Source organism: Streptomyces vinaceus (assembly GCF_008704935.1).
Classification (GTDB): Bacteria; Actinomycetota; Actinomycetes; order Streptomycetales; family Streptomycetaceae; genus Streptomyces; species Streptomyces vinaceus.
Genome location: NZ_CP023692.1, coordinates 5,391,621 through 5,415,740, shown reverse-complemented (window position 1 = coordinate 5,415,740; position 24,120 = coordinate 5,391,621). Strand labels below are relative to the sequence as shown.

General features: G+C 71.5%; 19 protein-coding genes. 2 read left to right on the top strand and 17 right to left on the bottom strand.

The features are described 5' to 3' along the window. Positions 1-7: 7 nt before the first annotated feature. On the bottom strand, positions 8-1,066 hold the full coding sequence (locus tag CP980_RS24410) for a TraR/DksA family transcriptional regulator (RefSeq protein WP_150529083.1): 1,059 nt from the start codon (positions 1,064-1,066) through the stop codon (positions 8-10). 594 nt (positions 1,067-1,660) lie between these two features. Between CP980_RS24410 and ileS the strand changes: the two genes are divergently transcribed. Then, complete coding sequence (gene ileS / locus CP980_RS24405; protein WP_150529082.1) at positions 1,661-4,807, top strand: isoleucine--tRNA ligase; 3,147 nt, start codon at positions 1,661-1,663, stop codon at positions 4,805-4,807. 163 nt (positions 4,808-4,970) lie between these two features. On the opposite strand, the gene CP980_RS24400 is transcribed toward ileS, so the two are convergent. The 16 genes from CP980_RS24400 to rsmH all read right to left on the bottom strand — a co-directional run bounded on the left by CP980_RS24400 (position 4,971) and on the right by rsmH (position 23,192). Next, positions 4,971-6,185, bottom strand: coding sequence for a DivIVA domain-containing protein (locus CP980_RS24400; RefSeq protein WP_132755929.1), 1,215 nt, complete (start codon positions 6,183-6,185; stop codon positions 4,971-4,973). A gap of 82 nt (positions 6,186-6,267) precedes the next feature. Beyond that, on the bottom strand, positions 6,268-6,564 hold the full coding sequence (locus CP980_RS24395) for a YggT family protein (protein ID WP_030155988.1): 297 nt from the start codon (positions 6,562-6,564) through the stop codon (positions 6,268-6,270). 60 nt (positions 6,565-6,624) lie between these two features. Beyond that, positions 6,625-7,233, bottom strand: a complete 609-nt coding sequence (locus tag CP980_RS24390) for a cell division protein SepF (protein WP_099893142.1) — start codon at positions 7,231-7,233, stop codon at positions 6,625-6,627. A gap of 151 nt (positions 7,234-7,384) precedes the next feature. Next, positions 7,385-8,104: a YggS family pyridoxal phosphate-dependent enzyme gene (locus tag CP980_RS24385; protein ID WP_099893140.1), complete on the bottom strand. Its 720-nt coding sequence runs from the start codon at positions 8,102-8,104 to the stop codon at positions 7,385-7,387. A gap of 3 nt (positions 8,105-8,107) precedes the next feature. After that, on the bottom strand, positions 8,108-8,839 hold the full coding sequence (pgeF, locus tag CP980_RS24380; protein WP_150529081.1) for a peptidoglycan editing factor PgeF: 732 nt from the start codon (positions 8,837-8,839) through the stop codon (positions 8,108-8,110). Further along, positions 8,836-10,041 (bottom strand): cell division protein FtsZ, encoded by a 1,206-nt coding sequence (gene ftsZ / locus CP980_RS24375; protein ID WP_132755925.1) that lies wholly within the window; start codon positions 10,039-10,041, stop codon positions 8,836-8,838. The genes pgeF and ftsZ overlap by 4 nt, the downstream gene beginning before the upstream one ends. A 280-nt stretch (positions 10,042-10,321) precedes the next feature. Next, on the bottom strand, positions 10,322-11,173 hold the full coding sequence (locus CP980_RS24365; protein WP_132755923.1) for a cell division protein FtsQ/DivIB: 852 nt from the start codon (positions 11,171-11,173) through the stop codon (positions 10,322-10,324). 16 nt (positions 11,174-11,189) lie between these two features. Continuing rightward, positions 11,190-12,284 (bottom strand): undecaprenyldiphospho-muramoylpentapeptide beta-N-acetylglucosaminyltransferase, encoded by a 1,095-nt coding sequence (gene murG / locus CP980_RS24360; RefSeq protein WP_030291900.1) that lies wholly within the window; start codon positions 12,282-12,284, stop codon positions 11,190-11,192. A 6-nt stretch (positions 12,285-12,290) separates the two neighbouring features. Further along, positions 12,291-13,697 (bottom strand): putative lipid II flippase FtsW, encoded by a 1,407-nt coding sequence (gene ftsW / locus CP980_RS24355; RefSeq protein WP_099893133.1) that lies wholly within the window; start codon positions 13,695-13,697, stop codon positions 12,291-12,293. Positions 13,698-13,776: 79 nt separating this feature from the next. Then, positions 13,777-15,357, bottom strand: a complete 1,581-nt coding sequence (gene murD, locus CP980_RS24350) for a UDP-N-acetylmuramoyl-L-alanine--D-glutamate ligase (protein ID WP_373312995.1) — start codon at positions 15,355-15,357, stop codon at positions 13,777-13,779. Further along, positions 15,339-16,409: a phospho-N-acetylmuramoyl-pentapeptide-transferase gene (mraY, locus tag CP980_RS24345; protein ID WP_099893131.1), complete on the bottom strand. Its 1,071-nt coding sequence runs from the start codon at positions 16,407-16,409 to the stop codon at positions 15,339-15,341. The genes murD and mraY overlap by 19 nt, the downstream gene beginning before the upstream one ends. Further along, positions 16,406-17,830 carry a UDP-N-acetylmuramoyl-tripeptide--D-alanyl-D-alanine ligase gene (locus CP980_RS24340; protein ID WP_150529080.1) on the bottom strand — a complete coding sequence of 475 codons (1,425 nt, stop codon included), beginning with the start codon at positions 17,828-17,830 and terminating at the stop codon, positions 16,406-16,408. The genes mraY and CP980_RS24340 overlap by 4 nt, the downstream gene beginning before the upstream one ends. Then, positions 17,827-19,542 (bottom strand): UDP-N-acetylmuramoyl-L-alanyl-D-glutamate--2,6-diaminopimelate ligase, encoded by a 1,716-nt coding sequence (locus tag CP980_RS24335; protein WP_132755919.1) that lies wholly within the window; start codon positions 19,540-19,542, stop codon positions 17,827-17,829. Before CP980_RS24335 ends, CP980_RS24340 begins: the two co-directional genes overlap by 4 nt. 45 nt (positions 19,543-19,587) lie before the next feature. After that, positions 19,588-21,606 (bottom strand): peptidoglycan D,D-transpeptidase FtsI family protein, encoded by a 2,019-nt coding sequence (locus CP980_RS24330; protein WP_167535874.1) that lies wholly within the window; start codon positions 21,604-21,606, stop codon positions 19,588-19,590. Between the two features lie 132 nt (positions 21,607-21,738). Further along, positions 21,739-22,266: a cell division protein FtsL gene (ftsL, locus tag CP980_RS24325; protein ID WP_150529079.1), complete on the bottom strand. Its 528-nt coding sequence runs from the start codon at positions 22,264-22,266 to the stop codon at positions 21,739-21,741. Beyond that, positions 22,263-23,192 (bottom strand): 16S rRNA (cytosine(1402)-N(4))-methyltransferase RsmH, encoded by a 930-nt coding sequence (gene rsmH, locus CP980_RS24320; protein WP_229907398.1) that lies wholly within the window; start codon positions 23,190-23,192, stop codon positions 22,263-22,265. The genes ftsL and rsmH overlap by 4 nt, the downstream gene beginning before the upstream one ends. A 348-nt stretch (positions 23,193-23,540) precedes the next feature. On the opposite strand from rsmH, the gene CP980_RS24315 reads away from it, so the two are divergent. After that, positions 23,541-24,092, top strand: coding sequence for a beta-class carbonic anhydrase (locus CP980_RS24315; RefSeq protein WP_030291882.1), 552 nt, complete (start codon positions 23,541-23,543; stop codon positions 24,090-24,092). Positions 24,093-24,120 lie beyond the last annotated feature (28 nt).

Here is a 24,120-nt window from a genome sequence, read left to right as displayed (position 1 = left end):
CCCGCCGCTAGTGGCGCCGCTCCTGCTTCTGCTTGCAGTCCACGCACAGCGTCGCGCGCGGGAAGGCCTGCATCCTGGCCTTGCCGATGGGCTGGCCGCAGTTCTCGCAGAGCCCGTACGTACCGGCGTCCAGCCGTTCCAGGGCGCGCTCGCTCTGTTCGAGCATCTCGCGGGCGTTCGCGGCGAGGGCCAGCTCGGACTCCCGGGTGATGTTCTTGGTGCCCGTGTCGGCCTGGTCGTCGCCCGCGCCGTCGCCGGAGTCCCGCATGAGGCCCGAGATGGCCGCGTCGGAGGCCTGGAGCTCGTCGCGCAGCCGCAGCACCTCGCTCTGGAGCTCGGCACGGGCCTCGGCCACCTCCGCAGGGGTCCAGGGGTCCTCGCCGGGCCGTACGGCCAGCTCGCCCGGCGCCAGGGCCGCCGCTGCCGTGACCCTGACCTTCGGCAGCCCGCTGGTGGCGGCCGCGGCCGTCTTCCTGGCCGTGCCGGTGCTCTTCTTGGCAACCACTTTCCGGGCTCCCGTCTGTTGCGCGGCCTGCGCCGCCCCCTCGGCCGCGGCCGACTTGGCCGTGACCTTCCTCGCGGTCGTCTTCCCGACGCCGGTCGCCTTCGCGTCGGCCGCCTTCGCCGCGGCCGTCGTCTTCTTCACGGCCGTGGCCTTCTTGGCCGTGGCCTTCCGGGCGCCGGTCTTCCCGGCCGCCGTCTTCTTGGCGGGCACCTCCTCGGCGTCCGCCTTCTTGGCGGGCACCTTCTTGGCGGGCACCTTCTTGGCGGCCACCTTCTTGGCGGCCACCTTCTTGGCGGGCACCTTGTTGGCGTCCGCCTTCTTGGCAGCCGGTTTCGTCGCCTTCTCGGCAGCCGTTCCACCAGCCGTCCTGGCGGACTTTTCGGCCGGTGCCCCGGCCGCCGCTTTCGCCGGCGCCTTCGTCACGGAGTTCACGACCGTCTTCTTCCCGGCGGCGGTCGTCCTCTTCCGGGCCGGACCCGCGTCCTCGGCCGCCGCAGCCTTCCCGGTGGCCCTTCCGACAGCCTTCTCGGCAGTTCTCCCGGCGGTCTTCTTCGCCACCATGGCCGCGGCCCCTTCACATACTGTGATCTTGCTCGCGAATCGTGCCGGAACGATAAATCGACTCCAGCCTCGCGGCAACGGGGCACGCGTCCATCGATGCCGACCTGCATCCGTTGTGCCCAGCAGGGAGCCCGGTAATCCGCCACTCCCGTCCCACCGGAGCCCGGACGGCCCGTCGGCCCATTCGGGTCACGCCGCGACCCGTCCGGCCCCCGTCCCGGAACCGGCCCGGGCCCCGCCGCGACCCCCCGTAAACCGGGCTGCCGAGGGCTCCCCCGCCCCGTACACTGGGCCCAGCGAAAGGCATGGACGGGGACGAGTAGCTTCGTACGCAGCCATGAGCGACCCGGGGACGGTGAGAGCCCGGGGGCGAGCGCGATGCGAAGGATCACCCCTGAGCTGCCGGAAGAAAGCCCGTACGGATCCCCGTAGGGCCGGTAGAACCGGCTTCGCACCCCAATGAGGGGGCCATCGGACCAGGTGTCCGGCGGCCAAGGAGGGTGGTACCGCGGGAGCAACGCGGCCTCGGCGACGAGGGCGGCTCTCGTCCCTCCGGACGGAAGTGACACCCCGCCGGAGGAAGAGTTCAGCCTCATGACCACACCGCCGCAGTACCGCCCGGTACCCGCCCAGGTCGACCTGCCTGCCCTTGAGCACGCGGTCCTCGACTTCTGGCGGGAGAGCAAGACCTTCGCCAAGACCCTGGAGCAGTCCGAGGGCCGCCCCGAGTGGGTGTTCTACGAGGGCCCGCCCACCGCCAACGGCATGCCCGGCGCGCACCACATCGAGGCCCGCGTCTTCAAGGACGTCTTCCCGCGTTTCCGCACCATGCGCGGCTACCACGTGGCCCGCAAGGCCGGCTGGGACTGTCACGGCCTGCCCGTCGAGCTCGCCGTCGAGAAGGAGCTCGGCTTCAACGGCAAGCAGGACATCGAGGCGTACGGCATCGCCGAGTTCAACGCCAAGTGCCGGGAGTCCGTGACCCGCCACACCGACGCGTTCGCCGAGCTCACCACGCGGATGGGCTACTGGGTCGACCTGGACGACGCGTACCGGACCATGGACCCCGAGTACGTCGAATCCGTGTGGTGGTCGCTGAAGGAGATCTTCAACAAGGGCCTGCTCACCCAGGACCACCGCGTCGCCCCCTGGTGCCCGCGCTGCGGCACCGGCCTCTCGGACCACGAGCTGGCCCAGGGCTACGAGACGGTCGTCGACCCCTCCGTCTACGTCCGCTTCCCGCTGACCTCCGGCCCGCTCGCCGGGCAGGCCGCCCTGCTGGTCTGGACGACGACCCCCTGGACCCTGGTGTCCAACACGGCCGTGGCCGCGCACCCCGAGGTCACGTACGTCGTCGCCACGAACGGCGAAGAGAAGCTGGTGGTCGCCGAGCCGCTCCTGGAGAAGTCCCTCGGCGAGGGCTGGGAGGCCACCGGCGAGACCTTCACGGGCAAGGAGATGGAGCGCTGGACGTACCAGCGCCCCTTCGACCTCGTCGAGTTCCCGGCCGAGGCCCACTACGTCGTGAACGCCGAGTACGTCACGACCGAGGACGGCACCGGTCTGGTCCACCAGTCCCCCGCCTTCGGCGCCGACGACCTCGCGGTCTGCCGCGCGTACGGCCTGCCCGTCGTGAACCCGGTCCGCCCCGACGGCACCTTCGAGGAGGAGGTCCCGCTCGTCGGCGGCGTCTTCTTCAAGAAGGCCGACGAGAAGCTGACCGCCGACCTGGACGCGCGCGGCCTGCTCTTCAAGCACATCGCCTACGAGCACAGCTACCCGCACTGCTGGCGCTGCCACACGGCCCTGCTCTACTACGCGCAGCCGTCCTGGTACATCCGCACCACCGCCGTCAAGGACGCGATGCTGCGGGAGAACGAGAAGACGAACTGGTTCCCCGACTCGGTCAAGCAGGGCCGCTTCGGCGACTGGCTGAACAACAACATCGACTGGGCGCTCTCCCGCAACCGCTACTGGGGCACCCCGCTGCCCATCTGGCGCTGTGAGGAGAACCACCTCACCTGCATCGGCTCCCGCGCGGAGCTGGGCGAGCTGACCGGCACGGACCTCTCCGGCCTGGACCCGCACCGCCCGTACATCGACGACGTCACCTTCACCTGCACCCACGAGGGCTGCTCGCTGGAGGCCGTCCGCGTACCGGAGGTCATCGACGCCTGGTACGACTCGGGCTCGATGCCGTTCGCGCAGTGGGGCTACCCGTACAAGAACAAGGAGATCTTCGAGAAGCGCTACCCGGCGCAGTTCATCTCGGAGGCCATCGACCAGACCCGCGGCTGGTTCTACACGCTGATGGCGGTCGGCACCCTCGTCTTCGACAAGTCCTCCTACGAGAACGTGGTCTGCCTGGGCCACATCCTCGCCGAGGACGGCCGCAAGATGTCCAAGCACCTGGGCAACATCCTCCAGCCCATCCCGCTCATGGACCAGCACGGCGCGGACGCGGTCCGCTGGTTCATGGCGGCCGGCGGCTCCCCGTGGGCGGCGCGGCGCGTGGGCCACGGCACGATCCAGGAGGTCGTGCGCAAGACCCTCCTCACGTACTGGAACACGGTCGCCTTCCAGGCGCTGTACGCCCGTACGTCGAACTGGGCCCCGTCGGCGGCCGACCCGGCGCCGGCGGACCGCACGGTCCTGGACCGCTGGCTGCTCTCGGAGCTGAACTCCCTCGTCGTCGAGGTCACCGAGGCGATGGAGTCGTACGACACCCAGCGCGCCGGAAAGCTGCTGTCCGCCTTCGTGGACGACCTCTCCAACTGGTACGTGCGCCGCTCGCGCCGCCGCTTCTGGCAGGGCGACGCGGCCGCGCTGCGCACCCTGCACGACGTGGTGGAGACGGTCACCCGCCTGCTCGCCCCCCTCACCCCGTTCATCACGGAGCGGGTCTGGCAGGACATGGTCGTCCCGGTCACCCCGCAGGCGCCGGAGTCGGTGCACCTCTCCTCCTGGCCGGAGGCCGACACGTCGGCGATCGACCCGACGCTCTCGCAGCAGATGCTGCTGGTCCGTCGTCTGGTGGAGCTGGGCCGCGCGACCCGCGCGGAGTCGGGCGTCAAGACCCGCCAGCCGCTCTCGCGGGCCCTGGTCGGTGCGGCGGGCTTCGACGCCCTGTCGGCGGAGCTCCAGGCCCAGATCACGGAGGAGCTGAACGTCTCCTCCCTGGCCTCCCTGTCGGAGGTCGGCGGCTCGCTGGTCGACACGACCGCGAAGGCGAACTTCCGGGCGCTCGGCAAGCGCTTCGGCAAGGGCGTGCAGGACGTGGCGAAGGCGGTGGCGGCGGCCGACGCGGCGGCGCTGTCGCTGGCGCTGCGCTCCGGCTCCGCGGTGATCTCGCTGAACGGCGAGGAGATCTCCCTGTCTCCGGAGGAGGTCATCATCACGGAGACCCCGCGCGAGGGCTGGTCGGTGGCGTCCGACTCCGGCGCCACCGTCGCCCTGGACCTGGAGATCACCCCGGAGCTGCGGCTGGCGGGCCTGGCCCGTGACGCGATCCGCCTGATCCAGGAGGCCCGCAAGAACTCCGGCCTGGACGTCGCGGACCGCATCGCCCTGCGCTGGTCCTCCTCGGACCCGGAGGTCGTGACGGCCCTGACGGACCACGCCTCGCTGATCGCGGACGAGGTCCTGTCGACGGACTACGCCGCGGGCGAGGCCGACACCACGTACGGTGACCCGTTCACGGACGAGTCCCTGGGCCTGACGTTCCGCCTGCGCAAGGCTTAGTCATCGCCCCTGTGGCCCGGACCCCGCTCGGGGTCCGGGCCACAGTCGTCTCCGCTCCCCCCGCGCTGCGGTGGCGCCTGCCGGTGGTACGCCAACGGGCCGGGCCCGGTCCCCCCGAAGGGGAACCGGGCCCGGCCCGTGACTGCCGACCTACCGGCGGCGCCTAGTTGTCGTCCTCGTCGATCAGGAAGCCGCGCATCGGCGACGGCGCCTGCATCGGCTGCGGCGCGGCCGGCCGCACCGGAGCCATCGGCTGCGTCATCGCGGGAGACATCTGCTGCTGACCACCGTACGAGGGGCCGCCCATCGGGGACGGGCCACCCATCGGCGAGGGACCGCCCATGGGCGACGGGCCGCCCATCGAGTGCCCCATCGCTCCGGCCGGAGCCATCGACGGCGTCGGCGACGGCGGGAGCGCCGGGCCGGCCGGGTTGCGCGGCGGGGCCAGGGAGTCGTCCGCCTGGGTCTCCAGCTGGCGCAGCTGCGACTCCAGGTACGACTTCAGGCGCGTACGGTACTCACGCTCGAAGCCCCGCAGGTCCTCGACCTTGCGCTCCAGCGTGGCGCGGGCGGACTCCAGGGAGCCCATCGCGACGCGGTGCTTCTCCTGCGCGTCCCGCTCCAGCGCGTCGGCCTTGGCGCGGGCGTCCCGCTCCAGGCCCTCGGCGCGGCTGCGCGCCTCGCCGACGATCTTGTTGGCCTCGGAACGGGCCTCCGCGATCGCCTGGTCGGCGGTCTGCTGCGCCAGCGACAGGACGCGGGCGGCGCTGTCGCCACCGGGGCCCTGCTGCGGGAGCTGCGGCTGCTGCATCTGCTGCTGCATCGGCTGACCCATGGGCTGCATCTGCTGACCCATCGGCTGCATCTGCTGGCCCATGGGCTGCATCTGCTGGCCGAGCGGGTTCTGGCCGCCCATGGACTGCTGGCCCATGCCCTGCTGGCCCATCTGCTGCTGGCCGCCCATGGTGTGCATGGGGCCGCCCATCGGACCGGGGCCACCCGGACCCTGCGGTCCGTGTCCGCCGGGGCCGGCCGGGAGCTGCGGCTGGCCGCCCGGCAGCTGGGGCGGGCCCATCTGCGGCGGGCCCTGCTGCGCCGGCGGGCCGGATATGGCGGCGGGCACGGGGGCGCCGGGGCCTCCGGGGCCGCGCTGGTCCTGGGGCTCGGGCTTGCGCATGCCCTGCTGCTGCTGGTTCTGGGCGGCGGCACGCGTGGCGGCGGCCAGCTTCGCGCGCAGGTCCTCGTTCTCGCGCAGCAGGCGCGTCAGTTCGGACTCGACCTCGTCGAGGAAGGCATCGACCTCGTCCTCGTCATAGCCTTCTCGCAGGCGGACGGTCGTGAACTGCTTGTTCCGCACGTCCTCGGGAGTCAGCGGCATGTCTTCTTCACCTCTACGTAGTCGTCGGCAGTCGGCAGGACCGTATCGGGACTGTCCCCGCGCTCACGGGGAAGCTCATCGTTCACACGCTTCTCGCAGCGGTGCTCACGAAACTGATGAGGATGTAAACGATGATCATCAGAACGAAGAAGGACAGGTCGAGTGCCACGCCCCCGAGACGCAACGGCGGAATGAAACGCCGGAGAAGCTTGAGCGGTGGATCGGTGACAGTGTAGGTGGCCTCAAGGACGACCACCATCGCCTTGCCCGGAGTCCATGAACGTGCGAACTGGAAGACGTAGTCCATCACCAGTCGGAAGATCAGCACGATAAGGAAGCACATCAGCGCGATGTAGACCACCTGCAGTGCGACGCCCATCCCGCGCTTCCCTCTCCCCTGCTCTCGCTCAGTCCCCGGCCCCGTGTCTGACGGATCGGTCTAGCTTTGGTTGAAGAACCCGCCCTCCGCGATGCGGGCCTTGTCCTCCGCCGTGACATCGACGTTAGCAGGCGACAGCAGGAACACCTTCTGTGTCACGCGTTCAATGCTGCCGTGCAGACCGAAGACGAGGCCGGCGGCGAAGTCGACAAGTCGCTTCGCATCCGTGTCGTCCATCTCCGTGAGGTTCATGATCACCGGAGTGCCCTCACGGAAGTGTTCCCCGATGGTACGGGCCTCGTTGTAGGTCCGGGGGTGCAGCGTCGTGATGCGGTACGGCTCCCGCTCGGAGACGACCTTGGGCATGATCACGGGGGCGTTCTTCTCCAGGTTCGAGCGTTCAGGTGTGATGGATGCCACGGGGGCAATTCGCGCAGGACGTCCGTTTTCAACCGGCAATGGGATGGGTTCCCGTTGCGCCGGAGGCTGGGTAATTCGTACCGGTTCGTCCGTTACGGGCGGTTGGTGCACGGCCTGCTGGCGCCGGCGGTCCCGCTCCGGTTCCGGCTCGGGCTCGAACTCGTCGTCGGGGTCGTACCCCGGGTTGTCGTACCGGTCGTCCTCCACGAGGCCGAGGTAGACCGCCATCTTGCGCATCGCGCCGGCCATTCTCTGAATCCTCCGCTCTGTGGTGGATCGCCCTGTCGCAGGTGTGTCGCTGTGTCACCAAAGTCACCAACTGCCCGCGATCCACGTGGTCTGTCCGCCCGTCAGCGGGAATGACCATATTTTCTGCTGTGGTCCGACTTTCTTCGCGACGTTACCCGAGCCGGGGTCTCGCGCCGAGTACCGCAGTGCCGACGCGTACATGTGTCGCACCGGCCGCAACGGCCTGTTCCAGGTCTGCGCTCATCCCGGCCGACACCATCGTGGCAGCCGGATGGTCCGCGCGCAGGCGGGATGACAATTCAACCAGCCGCTCGAAAGCGGCCTGTTCGCGTCCCGCGTAGGGCCCGGCCAGCGGGGCGACGGTCATCAGGCCGTCGATCCGCAGTCCGGGCGCCCCGGCCACGAGGTCCGCGAGCCCGGCGAGCTGCTCGGGAGCGGCGCCGCCGCGGGTGCCGCGCTCCCCCGACTCCGCGTCGAGCGCGATCTGGACGAGGCAGCCGAGTTCGCGCCCGGCTCCTTCGGCGGCGGCCGAGAGGGCCGTCACCAGCCTGGGCCGGTCGACGGACTGCACGACATGCGCGTATCCCGCCACGGAACGGACTTTGTTCGTCTGCAACTGGCCCACGAAGTGCCAGGTGAGCGGCAGATCCGCGCAGGCCGCGGCCTTGGGGGCGGCGTCCTGGTCACGATTCTCCGCCACGTGACGGACCCCCAGGTCCGCCAGCAGTCGTACGTCGCTCGCGGGGTAGGTCTTGGTGACGACGATGAGCGTCACCTCGTCCCGCGCCCGCCCCGCGGCCGCGCAGGCGGACGAGATACGTTCCTCCACCCGCGCGAGGTTCTCCGCGAGCTCCGTCTTACGGTCCGTCATTACCTAGCCCAACCAGACATATCCGGCAAGCCGCCCGGTCACCCGGTCGCGGCGGTACGAGAAGTGGTCCCGCGACTCCAGTGTGCAGACCGGCGAACGGTGGCGGTTCACCACCCCCGCCTCCGCGAGCTGCGCGTGCACCCCGGCGACCACGTCGACGGACGGGGTCCCCCAACTCGTCTCGCCGTAGGCGGCCGGCACCTGCTCGGCGACCGCCGCCCGCATCTCGGCCGGCACCTCGTAGCAGCGCCCGCAGATCGCCGGTCCGGTACGGGCGATGATCCGCCCGGGTTCGGCCCCGAGGGCGACCATCGCCTCCACGGCGGCGGGCACCACCCCGGCGACCAGTCCGGGCCGCCCCGCGTGGGCCGCGCCCGCGACCCCCGCGACGGGGTCGGCCAGCAGGACCGGGGTGCAGTCCGCGGTGAGCACCGCGAGGGCGAGTCCCCGGCGGGCGGTCACCACCGCGTCCACCGCCGGAACGTCCGCGTCGGCGCCCCAGGGTCCGGGGACCACCGCCACGTCACGGCCGTGGACCTGGTTCATCCAGACCACCCGGTCCGGCTCGATGCCCAGGGCTCCGGCGGCGGCGGCCCGGTTCGCGAGAACGGCGGTGGGGTCGTCTCCGACCGCGCCGCCGAGATTGAGCTCCTCGTACGGAACGGCGCTCACCCCGCCCCACCGGTCGGTGAAGGCGAAGTGGGCGCCGTTCTCGTCGTACTGGTCCAGCGTCACTTCAAGAAGTCCGGGACATCCAGTTCCTCGGCCGGGCTGTCCTGGTACGGCCGGGCCGTCGGGACCTGCGGCGCGGGGGCCGCGGTCTCGACCGGAGCCGCCTCGACCGGGGCCGGGGGCTCTTCGCGCGGGGTGACCGTACCCAGGCCGCCGAAGGCCGGGCGGGCCGGCTCGGCCGCGCGGACCGGTGCCGGGGCCGGCTCCTCGCGCTTGGTGGACGCGGCACCGATGACGTTGTCCCGGCGGGCCGGGGGCTGTCCGCCGTCGAAGCCGGCGGCGATGACGGTGACCCGTACCTCGTCGCCGAGCGCGTCGTCGATGACGGCGCCGAAGATGATGTTCGCCTCGGGGTGGGCGGCCTCGCTGACCAGCTGCGCGGCCTCGTTGATCTCGAAGAGACCGAGGTCCGAGCCACCGGAGATGGAGAGCAGCACACCGCGGGCGCCGTCGATGGACGCCTCCAGCAGCGGCGAGGAGATCGCCATCTCGGCGGCGGCCACCGCGCGGTCGTCGCCGCGGGCCGAGCCGATGCCCATGAGGGCCGAGCCGGCCTCGGACATGACGGACTTGACGTCCGCGAAGTCGAGGTTGATCAGACCCGGGGTGGTGATGAGGTCGGTGATGCCCTGGACACCCGAGAGCAGGACCTGGTCGGCCGACTTGAAGGCGTCCAGGACCGAGACCTGGCGGTCCGAGATGGACAGCAGCCGGTCGTTGGGGATGACGATGAGGGTGTCGACCTCTTCGCGGAGCTCGGCGATGCCGTCCTCCGCCTGGTTCGCGCGGCGCCGTCCTTCGAAGGTGAACGGCCGGGTGACCACACCGATCGTCAGGGCGCCGAGCGAGCGTGCGATGTTGGCGACGACGGGTGCGCCGCCGGTACCGGTGCCACCGCCCTCGCCGGCGGTGACGAAGACCATGTCGGCCCCCTTGAGGACCTCCTCGATCTCCTCGCGGTGGTCCTCTGCCGCCTTGCGACCGACTGCCGGATTGGCGCCGGCGCCGAGGCCCCGGGTGAGTTCACGGCCGACGTCGAGCTTGACGTCGGCGTCGCTCATCAACAGCGCCTGGGCGTCCGTGTTGATGGCGATGAACTCGACGCCCTTGAGACCGACCTCGATCATTCGGTTGATGGCATTGACACCACCGCCGCCGACACCGATGACCTTGATGACTGCGAGGTAGTTCTGCGGTGCTGCCACGTCGAAGGCCTCTCGCCTCGAGTTACGTGTCGCCGCCTCGCGGGCCTGCGTTGCGACGACTGATGCCGAAATGTGGGACGGTCCGAACGCGCCGACCCGAACCCTAACCCTGAAGTTTAGGGTTAAGCATGTGCCTGTTCCTTGGACTCTTCCGAACAGGACACTAAGTCGACAAGTAGCGCGTGTTCAACGAACACGCCGAACCTCCCGTTTTTCTTTTCACCCTATGTGATCACCCGTATCGGTGGCCAACCAGGGTGCGTCGCTGTTCGACCCGACGTCAACTCCCGGACACCGCAGGGGCGGTGGGGACGCTCACGTCAAAGTGGTCAGCCTTGGGCGCGGCTTTCAGCAGAGCGGTCAGCGCACGCCCCTTCGCCTCGCCCTGCTCGCCGCTGCCCCAGACCACGGTCCGGCCGCGGGTCAACTCCAGTACGACCGAGTCGTACGAGCCCACCCTGACCTGCACGGTCTCCTTGGCGACCGCTTCGGGGAGGTCCCCGGCGACGCCCACGGCCTCGTGCAGCAGCCGCTCCTCGTCGAAGCGGCGGCCGCTGGGCGACTGTGCCGCTGACAATTCGAGGACCGGAACGCCCGCGGGAGCTTTCGCGGCCGTGTCGAATCGCACACCCGAAGCGTCCACTTCCACGAACTTGGCGTCCTTTTTGATGAGCAGGACGGGTTTGCGTTCCGTCACTTTCAGCCCGATCCCGTGCGGCCAGGCCCGCACCACATCGACCGAATCGACGCGGGGCAGCCGGCTGCGGACGCGGCCCGCGATCTCGTCGGTGTCCACGCCCACCAGCGGTGCCCCGACCGGTACGGCCGCGGCCGCCAGCACCTGCTCGGGGGTCAGCACCTGGGTACCGCTCGTGGTCACCTTCTCGACGCGGAGCCAGGAAGAGCCGTAGAGCACCCAGCTGCCGCCCCCGGTGAGGAGCACGGCGGCGAGGAGGGCGAGCAGCACGGGGCCCCGGTGCCGCAGGCGCCTGACGAGGCGCTGGACACCGGGGCCCTGCGGGCCGGACCCCCCTGACGACCGGGGCTGCTTGGGCGGCTTGGGAGAGCCGGAGCCCTCGCCCTTCCGGGCGGACCCGGGGTTGCCGCGCTGTGCGGTCGTCGCTCCGGCCACTCCTGTGCCTCCTGCGCTAGCGGTTCCTGTGTGCGGCGATCGCCTCGTACACCATCGCGACGAGCAGGTCGTCGGCGTCGCGGCGGCCGAACTCGGCGGCGGCGCGGGACATCTCGTACAGGCGGTGCGGGTCGGCGAGCACCGGGAGGACCTGGCTGAGCACCCACTCGGGCGTCAGCTCCGCGTCGTCGACGAGCAGGCCGCCGCCGGCCTTGACCACCGGCTGGGCGTTGAGCCGCTGTTCGCCGTTGCCGATCGGCAGCGGGACGTACGCGGCCGGCAGCCCGACGGCGGAGAGTTCGGCGACGGTCATCGCGCCCGCGCGGCACAGCATCATGTCGGCGGCGGCGTACGCGAGATCCATCCGGTCCACGTACGGTACCGGCACATACGGCGGCATCCCGGGCATGTTGTCGACACGCGGCAGTTCGTTCTTCGGACCGACCGCGTGCAGGATCTGGATCCCGGAGCGCTGGAGGGTCGGAGCGACCTGCTGGATGGTCTCGTTGAGGCGGCGGGCGCCCTGCGAGCCGCCGGAAACCAGCAGGGTCGGCAGGTTCGGGTCCAGGCCGAAGGCGGCGCGCGCCTCCGGGCGGGCCGCCGCCCGGTCCAGGGTGGAGATGGAGCGGCGCAGCGGGATGCCCACGTAGCGGGCGCCGCGCAGTTTGCTGTCGGGGGTGGAGACCGCGACGGCGTGCGCGTAGCGGGAGCCGATCTTGTTGGCCAGTCCCGGCCGGGCGTTGGCCTCGTGGACGATGATCGGCACCCCGAGCCGCTTGGCGGCCAGGTAGCCGGGCAGGGCCACGTAGCCGCCGAAGCCGACGACGCAGTCGGCCTTGGTGCGCTCCAGGATCTCCTCGGCGGCCTTGATCGTCCCGCGCAGCCGTCCGGGGACGGTGATGAGCTCGGGGGTGGGCTTGCGGGGCAGCGGGACGGCCGGGATCAGCCCCAGCTCATAGCCGCGCTCGGGCACGAGGCGGGTTTCGAGCCCGCGCTCCGTGCCGAGGGCGGTGATGCCCACGGAAGGGTCCTGCCTGCGCAGGGCGTCCGCGAGGGCGAGCGCCGGCTCGATGTGGCCGGCGGTCCCCCCACCGGCGAGTACGACATGCACCGAAATTCACCGCTCTCCGGACGGACGCCTCTTGACGCTCCGTCTCATCGACTTCCATCTCTGCCCGGTCCGCTTCCAGCCGGTCTTCGGCTGGCGCATCGCGAGCGCCGCGCGCGCCGCCGGCTCCTCCCGCGCGAAGGCGATGAGCAGTCCGACCGCGAACATGGTCGGCAGCAGCGCGGACCCCCCGTACGAGAACAGCGGGAGCGGGACTCCGGCGATCGGCAGCAGACCGAGCACCGCACCGATGTTGATCACGGCCTGCGCCGTGATCCAGGTGGTCACGCCTCCCGCGGCATACCGTACGAAGGAGTCCTCCGTGCGTCCGGCCACGCGGATACCCGCATAGCCTAGAGCCGCGAACAGGGCGAGTACCGACAGCGTCCCCGCCAGACCCAGTTCCTCCCCGGTGATGGCGAAGATGAAGTCGGTGTGGGCTTCGGGCAGTTGCCCCCATTTTTCCACACTGGCACCCAAACCGGAACCGAACCATCCGCCCGATGCGAGGGCATAGATCCCGTGCACGGCCTGCCAGCACAGGTCGTTCCGGCCGGGATCCGTCGCGCCGATGCAGGCGAGCCGGTCCATCCGGTGCGGGCTGGTCTTGATCAGCAGTGCGACGATCACACCCGCGAAGGCCAGCACCGCCACGAACATCCGCGTGGGCGCCCCCGCCAGCCACAGCAGGCCGAACAGGATGGCCCCGAGGATCATCGCGGTGCCCATGTCCCCGCCCAGCATGATCAGCCCGAGCAGCAGGAAGGCCACCGGGACCAGCGGCACCAGGAGGTGCTTCCACTGGCTCAGCAGTTCCTTGTCGCCCTTGCGGGCCAGCAGGTCGGCGCCCCAGAGGATCAGGGCCAGCTTGCCGAACTCACTGGGCTGGAGCATGAACGGACCGCCAAGGGAGATCCAATTCTGGTTGCCGTTGATCGCGACCCCTATCCCGGGGACCTGGACCAGGACCATCAGGAACAGGGTTCCCGCGAGCACGGGGTACGACAGCGCCCGGTGCAGTTTCACGGGCATCCGGGAGGCGACGAGCAGCAGCCCGGTGCCGATCAGGGCGGCCAGGAACTGCTTCTTGAAGAAGTACGCGTCGCCCAGGCCCAGCTGGAGGGCCTTGATCATCGATGCCGAGTAGACCATCACCAGGCCGAGCACGGTGATGAGCAGCGAGCTGCCGAAAATCAGGTAATACGCGGTGAGGGGCCGGTCCCAGGCCTTGCGCAACCGCCGCTGCGTTCGCCGCAGCCGCTCCAGCGGCCCGCGCCCGCCCGGTCCACGCCCGCCGGAGGCCGGCCGCCTGCGGCCCTGCGCCCTGACCGTCCTGGCGGACTTGGCACCGCTCACGGACCTGGCGGCCTTCACGGCGGACGGCCGCCGCCCCGGCAGCACTTGCTTGGCCGGCATGTGTGACCTTCCCCTCCACTCGTACGAGGCGAGCAGCCGGTCGGGGAGGACTCGCCGACCTGAGACGGGCCGGCCGGGCCTACTCGCTCTCGGCGGCCAGCTCGCGCACCGCATCCGCGAATGCGTCCCCGCGCTTGTTGTAGTTCGCGAACATGTCCATCGAGGCACAGGCCGGGGCCAGCAGAACCGTGTCGCCGGGCTCTGCGAGCCGGGCCGCCTCCCGGACCGCTGCGAGCATCGCCCCAGTGTCGGTCCGGTCGAGGTCGACGACCGGGACCTCGGGGGCGTGTCGCGCCAGCGCCTCGGCGATCAGCGCCCGGTCGGCGCCGATCAGCACGACGCCGCGCAGCCGCTTCGCCGACGTGGCGACGAGCTCGTCGAAGGTCGCGCCCTTGGCGAGACCGCCGGCGATCCACACGACGGGCTCGAAGGCCGCCAGGGAGGCCTCGGCGGCGTGCGTGTTGGTGGCCTTGGAGTCGTCGATGTACGTGACCCCCGCGACCTCGTCCACGAACGCGACGCGGTGCGCGTCGGGGCGGAAGTCGCGCAGGCCGTCGCGGACCGCGCGCGGGGCGACGCCGAAGGCGCGGGCCAGGGCCGCCGCGGCGAGCGCGTTGGCGATGTTGTGCGGGGCCGGCGGGTTGACGTCCTTGACCTCGGCGAGCTCCTGGGCGTTCTTCTGCCGGTTCTCCACGAAGGCGCGGTCGACGAGGATGCCGTCGACGACGCCGAGCATGGAGGGGCCGGGGGCGCCGAGGGTGAAGCCGATCGCCCGGCAGCCCTCCTCGACGTCGGCGTTCTCGACGAGCTTCTCGGTGGCCGGGTCGGCGACGTTGTAGACGCAGGCGACCGTGTTGCCCTCGTAGATGCGGCCCTTGTCCGCGGCGTACGCGTCCATCGAGCCGTGCCAGTCGAGGTGGTCCGGGGCCAGGTTGAGCACGGCCGCCGAGTGGGCGCGCAGCGAGGGCGCCCAGTGCAGCTGGTAGCTGGAGAGTTCGACGGCGAGCACGTCGTACTGCTCCTCGCCGAGCACCACGTCGATGATCGGGGTGCCGATGTTGCCGACGGCGGCGGTCTTCAGCCCTGCGGCCTTCAGGATCGACGCGAGCATCTGGGTGGTGGTGGTCTTGCCGTTGGTGCCGGTGATCGCCAGCCACTCGGCGGGCCCGGCCGGGGTCCGCTCGGCGTCGGCGTCGGCGTCCCCGCCGGCGTCCGCCGCCGCGGCGGCCCGGCGGGCGGCGCGCAGTTCCACACCGGCCCCGCGCAGCCGCCAGGCGATCTCGACGTCGCCGACGACGTCGACGCCCGCCTCTGCGGCGGCCCGGAAGAGCGGGCTCCCGGGCTGCCAGCCGGGCGAGGTGACGACCAGTTCGGTGCCCTCGGGCAGGGTTTCCCCGGCCCGGGCACCGTCGGGCAGGTGCCCCAGGCGGACCTCGATGCCCAGCTCGGCGAGTTCGGCGGCCTTCGCGCGGTGCGCGTCGCCGTCGCCGCTGTCGACGACGGTCACCGTCGCGCCGAGTCCGGCCAGCGCCCGGGCGGCGCTGATGCCGCTGATGCCGAGGCCGGCCACGGTGATCCGGCCCGGCAGGCCGTACCGGCCCAGGGGATCGGGGCCGAGCAGGCCGGCCAGGTCGGTGGTGCTCACTTGTCGGCTGCCCATCCCGCGTAGAAGAGTCCGAGACCCACGATCACGCACATGCCCTGGATGATCCAGAACCGGACCACCACCAAGACCTCGGACCACCCCTTCAGTTCGAAGTGGTGCTGGAGCGGGGCCATCCGGAAGACGCGCTTCCCGGTGAGCTTGAAGGAGCCGACCTGGATGACGACCGACATGGTGATGAGGACGAAGAGGCCGCCGAGGAGGGCGATCAGGAACTCCGTGCGGGAGCAGATCGCGAGACCGGCGAGGGCGCCGCCGAGGGCCAGCGAGCCGGTGTCACCCATGAAGATCTTGGCGGGCGAGGTGTTCCACCACAGGAAGCCGAAGCAGGCGCCCATCAGCGCGGAGGCGACGATCGCGAGGTCCAGCGGATCTCGTACCTCGAAGCACGCGTTGGGGTTCGTCAGGGTCTGCGCGTTGGCGCACGACTCCTGGAACTGCCAGACGCCGATGAACGTGTACGCGCCGAAGACCATCACCGCGGCGCCGGTGGCCAGACCGTCCAGACCGTCCGTCAGGTTCACGCCGTTGGACATGGCCAGGATCATGAACAGGGCCCAGACCACGAACAGCACCGGGCCGATCGACCAGCCGAAGTCCGTGACGAACGACAGCTTGGTGGAGGCCGGGGCGTTGCCGCGGGCGTCCTTGAACTGGAGTGCCAGAACGGCGAAGGCGATGCCGACGATCAGCTGACCGGCCATCTTGGCCTTGGCCCGCAGGCCCAGCGAGCGGCGCTTGACGATCTTGATGTAGTCGTCGAGATAGCCCACCAGGCCCATGCCGGCCATCAGGAAGAGCACCAGGACGCCGGAGAACGTGGGCTGGCTGCCCGTGATCACCTTCGTCAGGGCGTACGCGATGATCGTCGCCAGGATGAAGGAGATACCGCCCATGGTGGGCGTGCCCTTCTTCCCGGCGTGGCCGCGCGGGCCGTCGTCGCGGATGAACTGGCCGTAGCCCTTGCGGGCCAGCAGCTTGATCAGCAGCGGAGTGCCGACCACGGTCAGGAACATGCCGATGACACCGGCGAAGAGGATCTGCCTCATCGGTCGGCGACCTCGCCCTCACCGGACAGCAGAGCCAGAGCGACCCGCTCCAGGCCGACCGACCTGGAAGCCTTCACCAGCACGACGTCACCCGGGCGCAGTTCACTGCGCAACAGGTCGATCGCCGCCTGCGCGTCGGACACGACCACCGACTCCTCACCCCACGAACCCTCGTTATATGCGCCCAGTTGCAGCCAGGACGCTTCCCTGCCCCCGACTGCGACGAGCTTGCTCACGTTGAGCCGGACGGCAAGCCGTCCCACCGCGTCGTGCTCGGCCAACGATGCGTCCCCGAGCTCGGCCATGGGACCGAGCACCGCCCACGTACGTCCCCCGTCGGCCCTGGCCGTGCCGCCCATCGCGGCGAGCGCGCGCAGTGCGGCCCTCATGGACTCGGGATTCGCGTTGTAGGCGTCGTTGACGATCGTCACGCCGTCCGCCCGCTCGGTGACCTCCATCCGCCACCGGGACATGGTGCCCGCCCCGGAGAGCGCGGTGGCGATCTCCTCGGTGGACATGCCCAGTACATGGGCGACGGCGGCCGCGGCGAGCGCGTTCGACACGTGGTGCTCACCGTACAGGCGCAAGGTCACTTCGCCGCACCCGGTGGGTGTGTGGAGTGTGAAGGAGGGCTGTCCTGCCGGTGTCATACGGACTTCCGAGGCCCGTACGTCGGCGTCGTCGGCCTCGCCGAAGAGCACCGTACGGGCCTTGGTCCGGGCGGACATCGCACGCACCAGCGGATCGTCGGCGTTGAGGACGGCGATCCCGCCCTCGGCCTCGGACGGCAGGGCCTCGACGAGCTCGCCCTTGGCCTGGGCGATCTGCTCGCGGCCGCCGAACTCGCCGATGTGGGCGGTCCCGACGTTGAGGACGAGTCCGATCCGCGGCGGGGTCAGGCCGGTGAGGTAGGCGATGTGCCCGATGCCGCGAGCGCCCATCTCCAGTACCAGGTGGCGGGTTTCCTCCGTGGCGCGCAGCGCGGTGAGCGGCAGGCCGATCTCGTTGTTGAGGGAGCCCGGGGTCCACACGGTGGGTGCGTGGGTCTGGAGCACCTGGGCGATGAGGTCCTTGGTGGAGGTCTTGCCGGCGGAGCCGGTCAGGGCCACCACGTCGGTGCCGAGACGCTCGACGACGGCCCGGGCGAGGGCGCCCAGGGCCTTCTCGACGTCGGCGACGACGATCGCGGGTACGCCGACGGGCCGGGCGGCGAGGACGGCCGCGGCGCCGGAGGCGACCGCGCGCTCGGCGTAGTCGTGGCCGTCGACGTGCTCGCCGGCGAAGGCGGCGAACAGGCTGCCGGCCTCCACCTGGCGGGAGTCGATGACCACGGGCCCGGTGATCCGCACGGACGGATCCGGTATGTCGTGGGGCCGCCCGCCGGTGATGTCGGCGATCTCGGCGAGGGAGAGGGCGATCACTGGTTCACCTCGGCCTGTCGGACGTTGCTGCCTTGCTGGCGTTCGATCGCGGCGCGGAGCACCGCGCGGTCGTCGAAGGGCCGTACGACGCCCGCCGTCTCCTGGCCCTGCTCGTGGCCCTTGCCCGCGACCAGCACGGTGTCACCGGGCTCGGCGCGCGCGACCGCGGCGGCGATGGCCGCGGCCCGGTCCGCGTCGACGAGGACCGTGCCCCGCTCTTCGGCCGGTACGGAGACGGCGCCCCCGAACATCGCGGCGAGGATCGCCAGGGGGTCCTCGGAGCGCGGGTTGTCGGAGGTCAGTACGGCGGTGTCGGCGAAGCGGGCCGCCGCGGCGCCCATCGGGGCGCGCTTGGTGGTGTCGCGGTCGCCGCCGCAGCCGAGCACGATGTGCAGTTTGCCGGTCGTGACCTCGCGCAGCGCGCGGAGCACCGATTCGACGGCGTCCGTCTTGTGCGCGTAGTCGACGACGGCCAGGTACGGCTGGCCCGCGTCCACCCGCTCCAGCCGGCCGGGCACCCCGGGGACCGCGGCGACGCCGTCGGCGGCGGTCTGCGGGTCGAGGCCGGCGGCGGCGAGCGTGACGATCGCGGCGACGGTGTTGGCGACGTTGAACGGGCCGGGCAGCGGGGCCGTGGCCCGTACGCGCTGCCCCTGCGGACCGACCACGGTCAGGGTGGAGTCCATGTGCCCGAACACGACGTCCTCGGCGCGCCAGTCGGCGGCCCGGTCGCCCTCGGCGGAGAAGGTGACCACCGGGATCGCGGCCTCCTTGGCGAGGCGCCGGCCGTACTCGTCGTCGAGGTTGACCACGCCGAGGCGGGCGCGGCGCTCGGTGAAGAGCTGCGCCTTGGCCTGGAAGTAGTCCTCCATGTCCGAGTGGAACTCCATGTGCTCGGGGCTGAGGTTGTTGAAGACGGCGACGTCGAAGACGCATCCGTCGACCCGGCCGAGCACCAGGGCGTGGCTGGAGACCTCCATGGCGACGGCCTCGACCCCGCGTTCGCGCATGACCGCGAACAGGGCCTGGAGGTCGGTGGCCTCCGGGGTGGTGCGCTCCGACTTGATCCGCTCGTCGCCGATGCGCATCTCGACGGTGCCGACCAGTCCGGTGGAGCGTCCGGCGCCGCGCAGGCCGCCCTCGACGAGGTACGCCGTGGTGGTCTTGCCGGAGGTGCCGGTGATGCCGATCTGGAGCAGGCCCTCGCCGGGACGGCCGTAGATCGTGGCGGCGAGCTCGCCCATCCGGCCGCGCGGATCGGCGACGGCCAGGACCGGCAGTCCGGTCGCGGCCGCGCGCTCGGCACCCGCCGGGTCGGTCAGCACGGCCGCGGCGCCGAGGGCGGCCGCCTGGGCGGCGAAGTCCGCGCCGTGCAGTTTGGCGCCGGGCAGGGCCGCGTACAGGTCGCCGGGGCGCACGGCACGGGAGTCGTGCGTGATGCCGGTGATCTGCGGGGGCTTCGGCGCGGAGGCCGCGCCGGGGGCTTCGATGCCCAGCAGGTCGGCCAGCTCGCCCAGGGGTGTCGGGCGGGCGGCCTGGGGCCGGGGCGCTCCCGGCGGCGTTGCCGGGGCGTCTTTCTGGGCGGTTCTGGGCTGATCAGCGTGGGGCACGGCGGTGAGCGTACCGGGCGCGGCGGGCCGCTCGCGAAGTGAGGGCCCGGCCGTGTGGTCGTCGGCCGACGGGTTCCCGGGTTTCGGGGTGATCGTTGTCACTGATGGTGCCTCACGGATTTCTGGCGGGCCGGCCGGCCCGCCGGGTCACTGGCCGGGCTGCCGGCTGGGCTGTGCGGAGGGCGCTGCGGAGGGCTGGGTGGCGGGCGGGGGGCCGGCGTCGAAGGTGACGGGGAGCCCGGCCGGGGCGGTTCCCGTCGGGGCGACCTGGAGGGTCTTGAGGGCGAACTCCATGACCTTCTTGTAGATCGGGCCGCAGATCTGGCCGCCGAAGTAGCTGCCCTTGGTGGGGTTCTGGATGGCGCAGTAGACGGTGATCCGCGGGTTGTCGGCGGGGGCGAAACCGGCGAAGGAGGCGGTGTAGCCCTTGTAGCGGCCGGTGGCCGGATCCACCCGGTTGGACGTGCCGGTCTTGCCGCCGACCCGGTAGCCGGGGATGCGGGCCTTGGTGCCGGTGCCCTCCTGGTCGTCGACGACCGACTCCAGCATCCGGGAAAGGGTCTTGGCGGTGTCCGGGCTGATCACGGTGGTCTTCTCGGGTGCCGGGGCCGGGGTGAAGCGGCCGTCGGGGCCCTTGGTGCCGCGGACCAGGGTCGGTTCGATGCGTACGCCGCCGTTGGCGATCGTGGAGTACACGGAGGCCGCCTGCATGGCGTTGAGGGACAGGCCCTGGCCGAAAGGGATCGTGTACTGCTGGGAGGTGGACCAGGCCTCGGGCCGGGCCAGGATGCCGCGGGACTCGCCCGGGTAGTTCAGGCCGGTGGGCCGTCCGATGCCGAACTTGTCCAGGTAGGAGTAGAGGACGCGGTTGGCCTCGGACTGGTTGGCGCCGAGCTGGCCGGTGGCCAGGATGGTGCCGATGTTGGAGGACTTGGCGAGGACCCCGTTGAGGGTCAGGTACCAGGTCGGGTGGTCGATGTCGTCCTTGAACAGCCGGTCGCCGCGGTGCAGCCGGTTGGGGACCTCGACATGCGTCTCGGGGGTGGCCTTCTTCTCCTCCAGTACGGCGGCCATCGACATCACCTTGGCGGTGGAGCCGGGCTCGTACACGTCCTGGAGGGCCGCGTTGCCCATGGCGGCGGAGCTGGCCTTCGACAGGTCGTTGGGGTCGAAGCCGGGGGCGTTGGCCATGGCCAGCACCTCGCCGGTGCGGGTGTCCTGGACGATGACGTAGCCGCGGTCGGCCTCGGACTTGGCGACCTGCTCGCTGATGGCGCTCTGCGCCGCCCACTGGATGTCGCGGTCGATGGTCAGCTCGACGTCCTCGCCGGGCACGGCGGGCTTCTCGCTGGAGCCGGCGGTGGGCACGCGGCGGCCGCCGGACTGGGCGTACGTGATCGCGCCGTCCTTGCCGGCCAGCTTCTTGTCGAGGGAGGACTCCAGGCCTCCGGCGCCCTTGCCCTCGGCGTTGACGTAGCCCAGTATCCCGGCGGCCAGGTCCCCGTTGGGGTACACGCGCTTGCTGCTGTCCTCGTTGAACACGCCGGCCAGGACGTTGGCGCCGGGGCCGTTGTTCTTCTTGTCGGCGGCCGCCTTGTCGGCGAAGACCCGCTTGAGGTCCTTGATCTGGTTCCAGACCTGGGGGGTCTGGCGGCGGGCCAGGATCACGTAGCGGGTGTTCTTCGTCTTGAGGCGGGCGGTGAGCTCCTTGGCGTCCTTGCCGAGGATCGGCGCGAGGAGGGCGGCGGCCTGCTCGGGGGCGTCCGGGGCCTTGCTGTCCTGCGGGGTGAACATCTTCGGGTCGGCGGTGATGTCGTACGCGTCGACGCTGGTCGCGAGCGCGACGCCCTTGCGGTCGGTGATCTCGCCGCGCTCGGCGGCGAGGGTGTAGCTGGCGAAGCGGTTCTCCGAGGCCTTGGCGGAGTACGCGGAGGCGTCGACGGCCTGCACCTGGAGCAGCCGTACGACGAAGGCCACCATGACCAGGGTCAGCCCGACGCCGACGAGCCGCAGCCGCGGCTTGGGGCTGCCGAGCCGGATGGTGTGCGGCTTCCTGGCCGGGGCGGGCCTGCGCGTGGCGGGCCGGGTCGCCGGCCGGGCCCCCGCGGCCCGCGCCCGCTCGCCGCCCGGCCGCGGCCGTCCGGGCCCCGGCACCCTCGGGCTCACGCGCCCACCGCCCGCACGGACACGGCCCCGGGGAGGGAGGGCGGCGAAGCGGCGGCCGGGGCGCAGGTTCCGGTGCGGCGTCCCGCCGGGGACGCCCCCGGCGGGAGCGGGGGGAGGGTCCGCGTCACGACGTCACCTTCCGGGGGTCGGGTTGGGCTGGGGGGCTCCGCCCGGCGCGGGCGCTCCGGCCTGCGGGGCGCCCGCCGGAGCGGAGCCCGGGGCGCCGGTCGGGGCGGGGCCGGGGGTGCCGGCGGGGCCCTGGGCGCCGCCGGGGGCGGCGGCCGGGGGCGCGGAGGGGCTCGGGGGCGGCGGCGGGGGCTCCGCGACCGCGGCCGTGCCCGTCACCTTGCCGTCCGGGCCGATGAAGACCGGGCTGCCGCCCGGGACGAGGCCGAGTTCGTGCGCCCGGCGCTGCAAGGCGTCCGGCGCCGAGTACCCGTCCACGTCCCGCTGCAGCGCCTGTTCCTCGTCCGTGAGCGCCGTGGTCTCCTTCTTCAGCTTGCTCAGCTGGAAGGACCCCTGGTTGAGCGCCGAGTTCAGGAGCAGCAGGCTGATCAGCCCGCCGGCCAGCAACGCCACCACCAGCAGGACGAACGGCGTCAGCGCCGCCTGCCCCGCGGAGCCGGCGCGCAGCCGCCCCAGTCCCCCGGCTCTGCTCACAGCCGCGCCTCCCGGATGCGCTCGACCCCGCGGAAGCGGGCCGGCGCCGCCCGCCGGTTCTCGGCGATCTCCTCCTCCGTGGGCAGCTCCGCACCCCGGGTGAGCAGCTTCAGCTTGGGCTGGTACTTCTCCGGCACCACCGGCAGCCCGGGCGGCGCCGTCGAGGCCGCGCCCGCCGCGAAGACCTGCTTGACCAGCCGGTCCTCCAGGGAGTGGTACGAGAGCACCGCGATCCGGCCGCCCACCGCGATGCGCTCCACGGCCGCCGGGATGGCCCGCTCCAGGACCGACAGCTCGCCGTTGACCTCGATGCGCAGCGCCTGGAAGGTCCGCTTGGCCGGGTTGCCGCCGGTCCGCTTCGCCGCCTGCGGCAGCGCGTCGCGGATCAGTTCGACCAGCCGCGCGCTGTTGGTGAAGGGTTCCTTCTCCCGCTCGCGGACGACCGCGGAGACGATCCGCTTGGCCTGCTTCTCCTCGCCGTACTGGCGCAGGATCCGTACGAGCTCGCCCGGCGGGTAGGTGTTGAGCACCTCGGCGGCGCTCATCCCGGTCGTCTGGTCCATGCGCATGTCCAGCGGCGCGTCCTGCGCGTACGCGAACCCGCGGTCGGCCTCGTCGAGCTGCATGGACGAGACGCCGAGGTCGAAGAGGACGCCCTGGACGGTGGGGATGCCGAGCCGGTCCAGCACGTCGGGGAGCTCGTCGTACACGGCGTGGACGAGGGTGGCGCGGTCACCGAAGGGCGCGAGCCGCTCGCCGGAGAGCCGCAGGGCCTCCTTGTCGCGGTCGAGGCCGATCAGGTGGGCCTCGGGGAACCGGGTCAGCAGGGCCTCGCTGTGGCCGCCGAGGCCGAGGGTGCAGTCGACGACGACGGCCCCGGGCCTCTCCAGCGCCGGGGCCAACAGGTCCAGGCACCGCTGGAGCATCACCGGGACATGTCGGGACTCGCTAGTCAAAGCGCCCTCTCAGATAACGGCGCGGCAGGCATACGCCGCGCCGCGCACGCGGAGTCTTACCAGTCTTCACAGGGCCGGGCGGCCGGTGAGGGCCGGGCTCCGGCCGGTTCGCGTCACTTTAGTGCAACGGTCGCCGCGGTCAACGAACCGCCCCGCGCGCCGTGCGCGCCACTCGTACGGAACCCGCAAAAGCCGCGAATCATCCAAATGGCCGCCCCCACCCCACCCCTGTGGGTTAGCTCACAACAACGTCGGTTGACGTTCTTTGTCCATCCTCACTCCATGCCTTTACCAGCGGTGACCACTAACGTCGTAGACATGACGACTTCCGCATCCCTGCCCGCAGAGACCACCCCCCAGGCATCCAGCGGCGGCTCCGTGACGGACCGGCTGGTCGCGGCGAACCGGGAGTACGCCGCGGAGTTCACCGACCCCGGAATGGACGCCCGCCCGGTCCTGCACGTGGCCGTCGTGGCCTGCATGGACGCCCGCCTCGACCTGCACAAGGCCCTCGGCCTGGAGCTCGGCGACTGCCACACCATCCGCAACGCGGGCGGCGTGGTCACCGACGACACCATCCGCTCGCTCACCATCAGCCAGCGCGCGCTGGGCACCCGCACGGTGATACTGATCCACCACACCGGCTGCGGCCTCGAAAGCCTGACCGAGGACTTCCGGCACGAGCTGGAGGACGAGGTCGGCCAGCGCCCCGCGTGGGCCGTCGAGGCCTTCCGCGACGTGGACCAGGACGTCCGCCAGTCCATGCAGCGGGTCCGGACGAACCCCTTCCTGCCCCACCGCGACGATGTGCGAGGCTTCGTCTTCGACGTGCACACCGGACTCCTGCGGGAGATCGATCCCGCCTCGTGAGTGACACAAGGCCTGGGCGCCGTCAAGA